Genomic DNA, 8702 nt, shown 5'->3' with positions numbered 1-8702 from the left:
GCCGCCGCAGCTGCTGCGGCGGCGTATGCCGCGCGGCGCGCGCTCGCGCTGGAGCTGCTGCAGGCGCCCGCTTGGCGCGGCGCCTGTGTGGAAGACCCCGGCGGCGGGCTGTTCCTCTGGCTGCGCCTGCCCGCCGGGGTCTCCAGCGAAGCGCTGCTGCGCGCTTCGCTGCTGGAAGGCACAGCGTTCCTGCCAGGGACGCTGTGCTACGCCAAAGAGCCGGATGATCGTTTCATCCGGCTGACTGTTGCCGCGCATGAACCGGCGCGGCTGCGCGAAGGGCTGGCGCGTCTCACCGCCGCCCTCGCCGAGTTCACGGTGCGTTCTGTGGACTAATCCAGAGCCAGACCACTGCATCGCTCTTATTCCTGTTCCTGCTCTGCGGTCGCTGCCGCCCGCCGCCAACTGTCCACGACATGGGCGTACTGGCGAAGCCCTTCCTCGCCAGCCGGTGTCAACGCATATCTCCCGCGCACCACGCGGCGGAACCAACCGTAGTAATCGCGCTGCAGGATCGCGGCGGCGCTGCCAACGCCGCTGCGGTCGCGCGCGTCCTTGGGCGACATTTCACCGCCGCCTTCCTCAATGGCGAGCGCCACGCGCAGCGCCCGTTCGCGGTAGGCTGTCACCAGCTTGGTGCCGGTGCTGCCGCCAACGTTGTAGTCGCCGCTGCGCTCGTGGAACTCGTGAAGCAGCTTCTCCACTCGGCGCTTAACCACCTTCGGCCCCGGCAAGTATAAGGCGCCGTCTCCCGGCTGGCACAGGACTTCCACGAAGGCGGGTTTTGTTTTATATCGAGTGACCGTGATCAACCCGAGTCCCAACCGGCGGCATAGCATCGTAATTTCGCTCCATCGCTGGTTGTGCGCCCCTTTTTTGGCGCGATTCCGTTCTACGGCTAGATACACCTCAGGGCTCAGGCGTTGGCGCTCCAACCCCTGCAGCAGCAGGGGAAGATTAAACGTCTTTTTGATCTCCACAATTAGCGGCTCATCGCGATCCGGCCGAACGCCAACCAAGTCGCAATGCCGCACTTCCCCCTTAATCACATACCCTCGCTCCTCAAAAAAAGCCTTCAACGGAGCGTACAATTCCGTCTCATGCTGTACCGCCATGACGATCCCCTTTTCCTCTTCGTTCCCATGATCCTGTTCAAGATTATATCACAAAGCGAAATTCCTACTTTTTCCATCTGAATATTTTCATCGGAAAAAAGGTCAACTTCTCCCTCCCCGGCGCATAGGTATGTAATACACTTTTTTATCGTGGATGCTCCATATCTGGTCATGTAAGTTCTAAAGATCGGGGACGCGGGAGAACCCCTAAAGCGGGAGTACAGGAGGTACCTAACATGGACATTTTTGAGCGAATTGCGGCTTATCGGGCGGAAAGCGACTCCTTGTCGTGGAGCGGCACATTTAAAGACTATGTTGAACTGTTGGCCAAAGACCCTTCGCCGGCGATGACCGCCCATGCCCGGGTTTATGAAATGATTAAATCCTACGGCATTGAAGAAGTAGACGGCCGAAAAAGGTATAAATTTTTTGAGCAGGAAATCTTCGGTCTGGATCGGGCCATCGAAAAGCTGGTCGAGGAGTATTTTCACTCCGCCGCTCGTCGGCTTGACGTACGCAAGCGGATTTTGCTGCTGATGGGGCCGGTCAGTGGGGGCAAGTCCACCATTGTAACGCTGCTGAAGCGCGGGCTAGAGAAGTTTTCCCGGACCGATAAAGGGGCGGTGTACGCCATCGCCGGGTGCCCGATGCATGAGGACCCGCTGCACCTCGTTCCGCATGAACTCCGGCCGGAAGTTGAGCAAACGCTGAAGGTTAGAATCGAAGGCAATTTGTGCCCGGTGTGCCAGATGCGGCTGAAAACGGAGTATGGCGGCGACATCGAGAACGTCAGAGTCGAGCGGGTGCTCTTGTCCGAAGAGGAACGGGTGGGGATCGGCACGTTTAGCCCCTCGGATCCCAAATCCCAGGATATCGCCGATTTGACCGGCAGCATCGATTTTTCCACCATCACTGAATATGGTTCCGAATCCGATCCGCGGGCCTATCGCTTTGATGGTGAGCTGAACAAAGCCAACCGCGGCCTGATGGAGTTCCAGGAAATGCTGAAATGCGATGAGAAGTTTCTATGGAATCTGTTGTCGCTGACCCAGGAAGGGAATTTCAAGGCGGGGCGGTTTGCGTTGATCTCGGCGGATGAGCTGATTATCGCGCACACTAACGAAGCGGAGTACAAAGCGTTTATTGCCAATAAGAAAAATGAAGCCTTGCAGTCGCGGATGATCGTCATGCCGATCCCTTATAACCTCAAGGTGTCCCAGGAGGAGAAAATTTACGCCAAGCTGATCGCCCAGAGCGATATGAATCACGTTCATATTGCGCCGCATGCTCTGCGGTCCGCCGCGATTTTCTCCATCTTAACCCGGTTAAAGGAGACGAAGAAACAAGGCGTCGATCTGGTGAAAAAGATGCGGCTCTACGATGGAGAAGAGGTTGAAGGATACAAGGACGCCGATTTGAAGGAACTGCAAAACGAGTACCTGGAAGAAGGCATGTCCGGCGTCGATCCGCGTTATGTCATCAACCGGATTTCCAGTGCGCTGATTAAGCAAGATTTGCATTGCATGGGCGCACTTGATATTTTGCGGGCCATCAAGGACGGTCTCGACCAGCATGCTTCGATTACGAAGGAGGAACGCGAGCGTTACTTGAACTTCATCAGCATCGCCCGTAAGGAATACGACGAGATTGCCAAGAAAGAAGTGCAAAAAGCGTTCGTCTACTCGTTTGAGGAATCGGCGCGTACGTTGTTCGAGAACTACCTCGACAACATCGAGGCGTTCTGCAACTGGACCAAAATCCGCGATCCCCTTACCGACGAGGAGATGGATCCAGACGAGCGGCTGATGCGCTCGATCGAGGAGCAGATTGGCATCTCGGAGAACGCGAAGAAGGCGTTCCGGGAGGAAATTTTGATCCGGATCTCTGCGTATTCGCGGAAAGGGAAGAAATTTGAATATAATCACCACGACCGGCTGCGGGAAGCGATCGAGAAGAAGCTGTTCGCCGACCTGAAGGACATCGTTAAGATCACGACATCAACCAAAACGCCGGATGAAAATCAACTTAAACGCATCAACGAGGTCAGTAAGCGGCTGATTGACGAGCACGGCTACTGCCCGGTGTGCGCCAACGAGCTGTTGCGTTATGTCGGCAGTTTGTTGAACCGGTAAAGCGCAGCAGTTGCAAGGTGGGGGGAGATCCTTCCACCTTTTTTTGGTGTGCTGGGGCGTGCATCTACCTGTCCTTACGTTCTACCGCTCGTGTTTCTCCATTAATCAAACGGTTTTTCCTTCCCCCATTTTACCCACCTTACTCACGTCACTCACGTCGTACCTCTCCAACAATTTTATGTCCCACCATGCCACACTCGCTCCCTAATTAACCGTGACACGTTACCTTATGTTCGCGCTCCCCTAATTTACTGGCTTCACACCCCCACGCGGCACTTTATCCACCAACTAACTGGATTTTCTACCGCTAATTTCGTGTCGGAAAGGCTTGTTAAACAATTTAACTGGAAAAAGTACCGCTAATTTCGCATCAAACTCGCCAATCCAGCAAAATCGCCCAAATTAACGTTACTTTTTACTGCTAATCCTCTCCTAAGGGCAAAATGAGCAAAATTAACGGTAGGTTTTACAGCTAATATGTTTCCGCGTGTTGAAGTCCCTAAGCGAAGATCAGGTTCAACCAAGCAAACCTCAAGCAAACCCCGACCCAAGCCCCATCCGTTGCCCCTTCAACTAAACAAATCACAACTCGACGGCATCTGGCAAGACCGGGCCGGATTTCTGCGCCAAGCATCACCGCCTACTGGGTATTCGCATACGATAATTTGAACTTGAAACGTTGGAGGCGAAGAACGAATGAGTGTTCAACCATGGGGTTATCCGCAGCATCGAGTCGTTTACCAGGCGAATCCGCAGCATGTTCAGCACTTGCGGACGGTTCGTAATCAGGTGCACGACATCTGCCGGCAGCATATGAATCAACGGGTGCGCATTGAAACGATGGATGGTCATGTGCATGTGGGCCGAATCGTGGGCTGCCAAGGCGGGTTATTGCAATTGGCTGTTCCGCGGCAAGGGGGCCAGCGTGCCTTTGGCGTTCCTTATTGGGGGCTTAGTCCCAGTGATGAGACCATTTTGACACTGGTTCTCTACGAGCTGCTGGTCATCGCACTGCTGTCCTGATGGACTCTTAAAGGGGCATACCATACTGAGTGCTCCCCAGATCAAACAAGAGCCGCCAGATCAATTGATCCGTGCGGCTCTTTCTGTTAGTTTGAAACCATAGGGGGCGATACCTTGGAAAAGAGTAACCAACTCATGATCATCGTTGCTGCCATCGCAATCTTAGCATGCACCTTCTGGGCCGGATATGCGATTGGCTTGAAGCAGAGGGCACCTATGGATCCTTCTGCTGTTCAGCGAGCCATTCATTCCAGATGGGTTCAGGCTGACACGCCGCCTTCGCCTGCGGTGAACGTACAAGGAAAGGCCGTAGAAGTGGTTAGGGGTGGTTACTCGTGGTGTAAGCCCGTATATAACAGCAAAGGCACCTGTGTCAGCGTGGATTCCAGCATTCTTGAAACCGAGCCCGTTGAAGTACCTGCAGGCGCTCCAATCGATACCGAAGCGCCCAAGGGCATCAAGGAATTTACGCTAACGGGGGTGGATTCAGCAGGCGGGGCGCTCGAGCATCCCTACACGGTCCCGCAAGAGAAAGGAATCTATAAGTACCGCATCCATTGTGAATGGTTTCTGGATCAAGGCCAAAGCGACTTTTATTTCACCTTAAAAGTCACCTGAACTCAAAGCATCTTCCTCACATGCTTCTGCCCGTCATAAGAGAAGAGCGCCCGTTTATCCTCCACCACCGTCTCCAGATGCACCGGGCGGCCCCATAACTTGTAAACGTAAGGGAGTGTATGCTCCAGATACTTCAGGTCCAGCTCAATTCCTTCATATTGATGCTTCAGCAGCAGCTCGCCGGAGCGCAGGTAGTCGCCGTCTTGGACAACGATGTAGGGCGAGCCGCCGTTGACGCGGGAGGCGATCAGCTGGTCGCGGACATTTTCCCATGACTTGTCGGTGATTTTCCACTCCGGACCTTGCTTCTCGAAAATATACAAGTCCAGATCACGGACGAGATCCTTGGTCAAATAGCTGCGCAGGAAGGAAATGTCCGAATCGAGCTCACGCACCTCGAAGATTTTCTCACGGCCTTTTCCAGGCTCCCGGCCAAAGCGGCGGCGTTCCTCTTCGGTCGGGTTATCCCAGCGGCGCTCGATGTCCTCGAAGATCTTGAGCCCGAGGTAATACGGGTTCAGGCTTTGCCGCGACGGCTGGACGACCGAGGCGTTCAGCTTGGCGAATTCGACCGTTTCGTCGCTGGTTAGGTCCAGCTCACGGATAATGCGCTGATGCCAGTACGAAGCCCATCCCTCATTCATGATTTTCGTCTCCATCTGCGGCCAGAAGTACAGCATCTCCTCCCGCAGCATGCTCATGATGTCCCGTTGCCAGTCTTCCAACACTTCGGAATATTCCTGGATAAACCAGACGATATCCTTCTCCGGCTCAGGCGGGAAGTGGACGGCGGCCTCTTTGGCGTCGTCGTTTCGTCCGCTCGAAGGTTCATCAAGCGCCCAAAGATCGTCGTAAGGCCCTGCTTTCACCGAACCTTGCCGTCCTCCCTTTGCCCGCCGAATCTTTTCTTCCATCTGCTGTCGTTTATCATACCGCATCGGCTTGATCAGCTGCGGGTCGACGTGTTCCTGGATTGCCAGCACCGCGTCGATGAAGCTCTCCACCGTTTCCGCACCGTAGGCCAGTTCGTACCGGCTAATTCGCTCCGCGGTGGCGGCCATGCTCTCGACCATATCTCGGTTGGTGGCGGAGAAGCGCACGTTATTTTTAAAGAAGTCGCAGTGGGCGAGCACGTGGGCGATGATCAGCTTGTTCTGGATCAGTGAATTGCCTTCCAGCAAAAAGGCGTAACACGGATTCGAGTTAATGACAAGCTCGTAGATTTTGCTAAGTCCGAAATCGTATTGCATCTTCATCTTGTTAAACATTTTGCCAAAGCTCCAATGCGAAAACCGGGTTGGCATTCCGTAAGCACCAAACGTATATATGATATCGGCGGGGCAAATTTCGTAGCGCATCGGATAATAATCAAGACCAAACGAGTCGGCGATCTCCATAATTTCTGCGATGGCATATTCGAGCTGTTCTAATTCGCTGCTCAACTAGCGGCACCTCCTTCGCGCTTGTGGAAGAACCGTTTTAACGCGTTGTAAACTTCGCCTTTTTCCTTAATGACGTAATACATGAATTTCTCTTGCTTGATCGTCCGGTAGGCGGACATCAAGGTGCTGCCGCGATTGTACTGGTTGACCTCCCCGTAGCCAAACATGTTGCTGCGCTTCATCAGCTCGCCAATCAGCTTGACGCAGCGCTCGTTATCGGAAGTCAGGTTATCCCCGTCGGAGAAGTGGAAAGGATAGATGTTGTAGCTGGACGGCGGGTAACGGGTGTCGATGATTTCCAGCGCTTTTTGATAGACCGAGGAACAGATGGTGCCGCCGCTTTCCCCGCGGGTGAAGAACTCTTCCTCGCTGACCTCCTTGGCCTCGGTATGATGGGCGAGAAACACAATTTCGACCTTCTCGTACTGACGCCGCAGGAATCGGGTCATCCAGAAGAAGAAGCTGCGCGCACAGTATTTCTCGAACGCCCCCATTGAACCGGATGTATCCATCATCGCAAGGATCACCGCATTGGAGTGGGGCACAACGACGTCCTCCCATGTTTTGTAGCGGAGATCGTCCGGCGTAATGCCGTGGATGCCAGGAGTTCCGGCGGTGGCGTTACGGCGCAGATTCTCCAGGATCGTACGTTTCTTGTCGATGTTGGACATGAGGCCTTTTTTGCGGATATCGTTAAAGCGGATAGATTCGGTTTCCAAATCTGCCTTGTCTTTTTCCTCGATATAAGGCAATTCCATCTCTGCGAACAGCATATCCTCCAGTTCTTCGATGCTAATCTCCGCTTCTACGTAATCGTAGCCCGGCTGATCACCGGCCTTGCCGCCTTTCCCGCCTTTTCCATTATCCTTCGGGCTGTCTTGGCCGAGTACGTCTCCCACCTCGCTGCTCCCGTCGCCTTGGCCAACATGCTTATGTTTCTGGTAATTATGGATGAAGCGGTACTCTTCCAAATTGCGGAGGGGGACCTTAATGATCTGCTTGCCGTCAGACATGATGATATTTTCTTCGGTGACGAGATCAGGCAGATTTTGCTTAATGACCTCTCTCACTTTCTCCTGATGACGTTGTTGATCCTGATACCCTTTCCGGTGCAGCGACCAGTCCTCTTTGGAGACGACAAAGTGATATCGATCAGGCGTTGGCATAGATGAACACCTCCATATCGGGATTTCCCGGAACGCTATATTTGTGGATGTAAATAAAGTATATTCACGGAGAGGGGCGATATGTGAGGGAGCTTGCGCCGGTTTGGAAACAATAAGGCTGGAAAAAGGCAGAGATCCGGGTTAAGCTGGATATCAATGAGGGAGGCTGCCAAAGGAGGTCGCAACGGGTGCAAATCAATCAAGTTTGGCTAAACTTATATCAAGCTGCGGATCAATTTAAGAAGCTGGAGCCCTGGGTATGGCTGACAAACGTTCATTTGTTTGGCGTGCGCAGTCCACGGGATCACCGCATCGGATATTGCTGTGTAATGGGGAGCGGTAAGGAGATGTATGGACTGGCCGTTTATTTGGGAACGGAGGGCTTGCAGACGGTACTCGAGATGTTAAATGGGGAGTTCACCGGCGATCCGCTGTTTGCCCAGCATTGTTATATGCTGTCCTTTGGCAGCCGAGATGAGTTGTACCCAGAGGAATATGAACGGTTGAATGAGCTTGGTTTATCCTATCAAGGCAAAACCGCCTGGCCGTCCTTCCGTCTCTACGAACCCGGATACGTGCCCTGGCCGCTGACACAACGGGACGATATGGTTTTCTTGACGGAGATTCTCCACCAAGCGATCGAGGTGTGCCTGACCTATCGACAGAATCCCGATGCTTTGTTAGCAGGTAATGGGGAACGATTTCTCGTGCGAGTCCCGTTGACGGAGGGAGAAAGCGACACAATGCAGTGGAGAAGCGAATGGCAAGAGCCGGATCCAGCCGATCAATGGCAGCCCGCCGGACGAGCGGCCGTAGTGGACGAACTGCGGATGGTGAAAGCTCGGCGCGCAGTCAACGGCGATGCAGGGATCTGGGAGGTCGACAGCTTTTATATCCCGATGCCGATTGAGGAGGAAGGACGGCCGTTCTACCCCACCTTGAACATCATTGCAGATCAAGAGACTGGGCAAATTCTGCACTACGGGTTGACTCCACAGAAGGAAGCGTCTGAGAATCTTGCAGAAGGCTTATTAGCGCTGATCGAGATGCATCGGGTGAAGCCAACGCGGCTTGCGGTCCGTACTTCGAAGATGGAGGAAGAACTGGCGCGGGTGATCGCAGGCTTTGGGCTGGTCAGCCGGATCGAACCGCATCTTCCGGCGATTGAGGAGTTTCAGCGATCGGTGGGCGGCAGGCTGTTCTAAC

At 53.9% G+C, this 8702-nt stretch carries 8 protein-coding genes; 5 read left to right on the top strand and 3 right to left on the bottom strand.

Annotated elements, in window-relative coordinates; translation table 11 throughout:
• A partial coding sequence (locus PBA01S_RS22885; protein WP_371859564.1) for an aminotransferase class I/II-fold pyridoxal phosphate-dependent enzyme occupies positions 1–336 on the top strand: 336 nt, incomplete at its 5' end.
• A 26-nt stretch (positions 337–362) separates the two neighbouring features.
• Here PBA01S_RS22885 and PBA01S_RS22075 read toward each other — a convergent pair.
• Positions 363–1115 (bottom strand): DUF2161 domain-containing phosphodiesterase, encoded by a 753-nt coding sequence (locus PBA01S_RS22075; protein WP_085279210.1) that lies wholly within the window; start codon positions 1113–1115, stop codon positions 363–365.
• Between the two features lie 236 nt (positions 1116–1351).
• On the opposite strand from PBA01S_RS22075, the gene PBA01S_RS22070 reads away from it, so the two are divergent.
• From PBA01S_RS22070 to PBA01S_RS22060, 3 genes are all read left to right on the top strand, one after another.
• Positions 1352–3247, top strand: coding sequence for a PrkA family serine protein kinase (locus tag PBA01S_RS22070; RefSeq protein WP_016312918.1), 1896 nt, complete (start codon positions 1352–1354; stop codon positions 3245–3247).
• A 696-nt stretch (positions 3248–3943) separates the two neighbouring features.
• Positions 3944–4270, top strand: coding sequence for a hypothetical protein (locus PBA01S_RS22065; protein WP_028538219.1), 327 nt, complete (start codon positions 3944–3946; stop codon positions 4268–4270).
• Between the two features lie 114 nt (positions 4271–4384).
• Complete coding sequence (locus tag PBA01S_RS22060) at positions 4385–4888, top strand: hypothetical protein (RefSeq protein ID WP_127576748.1); 504 nt, start codon at positions 4385–4387, stop codon at positions 4886–4888.
• A 2-nt stretch (positions 4889–4890) separates the two neighbouring features.
• Here the strand turns inward: PBA01S_RS22060 and PBA01S_RS22055 are convergent, their stop codons facing one another.
• Complete coding sequence (locus PBA01S_RS22055; protein ID WP_371859565.1) at positions 4891–6285, bottom strand: SpoVR family protein; 1395 nt, start codon at positions 6283–6285, stop codon at positions 4891–4893.
• 41 nt (positions 6286–6326) lie between these two features.
• Positions 6327–7496: a sporulation protein YhbH gene (gene yhbH, locus PBA01S_RS22050; RefSeq protein WP_127576747.1), complete on the bottom strand. Its 1170-nt coding sequence runs from the start codon at positions 7494–7496 to the stop codon at positions 6327–6329.
• 188 nt (positions 7497–7684) lie between these two features.
• On the opposite strand from yhbH, the gene PBA01S_RS22045 reads away from it, so the two are divergent.
• A complete protein-coding gene (locus PBA01S_RS22045) occupies positions 7685–8701 on the top strand; it encodes a DUF7309 domain-containing protein (protein WP_028538223.1) in 1017 nt (338 codons plus the stop codon).
• The last annotated feature ends 1 nt before the right edge of the window (position 8702 follow it).

Source organism: Paenibacillus barengoltzii NBRC 101215 (assembly GCF_004000745.1).
In the GTDB taxonomy this organism is placed as follows: domain Bacteria; phylum Bacillota; class Bacilli; order Paenibacillales; family Paenibacillaceae; genus Fontibacillus; species Fontibacillus barengoltzii.
The sequence above is the reverse complement of the archived record's forward strand: the minus strand, read 5'-3'. Positions and strand labels throughout refer to the sequence as shown.

Bases quoted from the DNA above. Each gene is read 5' to 3' on its own strand.
- PBA01S_RS22070 (WP_016312918.1), top strand. From the start codon at position 1,352: ATGGACATTTTTGAGCGAATTGCGGCTTATCGGGCGGAAAGCGACTCC.
- PBA01S_RS22055 (WP_371859565.1), bottom strand. From the start codon at position 6,285: ATGGAGATCGCCGACTCGTTTGGTCTTGATTATTATCCGATGCGCTAC.
- PBA01S_RS22075 (WP_085279210.1), bottom strand. From the start codon at position 1,115: ATGGCGGTACAGCATGAGACGGAATTGTACGCTCCGTTGAAGGCTTTT.
- PBA01S_RS22065 (WP_028538219.1), top strand. From the start codon at position 3,944: ATGAGTGTTCAACCATGGGGTTATCCGCAGCATCGAGTCGTTTACCAG.
- yhbH (WP_127576747.1), bottom strand. From the start codon at position 7,496: ATGCCAACGCCTGATCGATATCACTTTGTCGTCTCCAAAGAGGACTGG.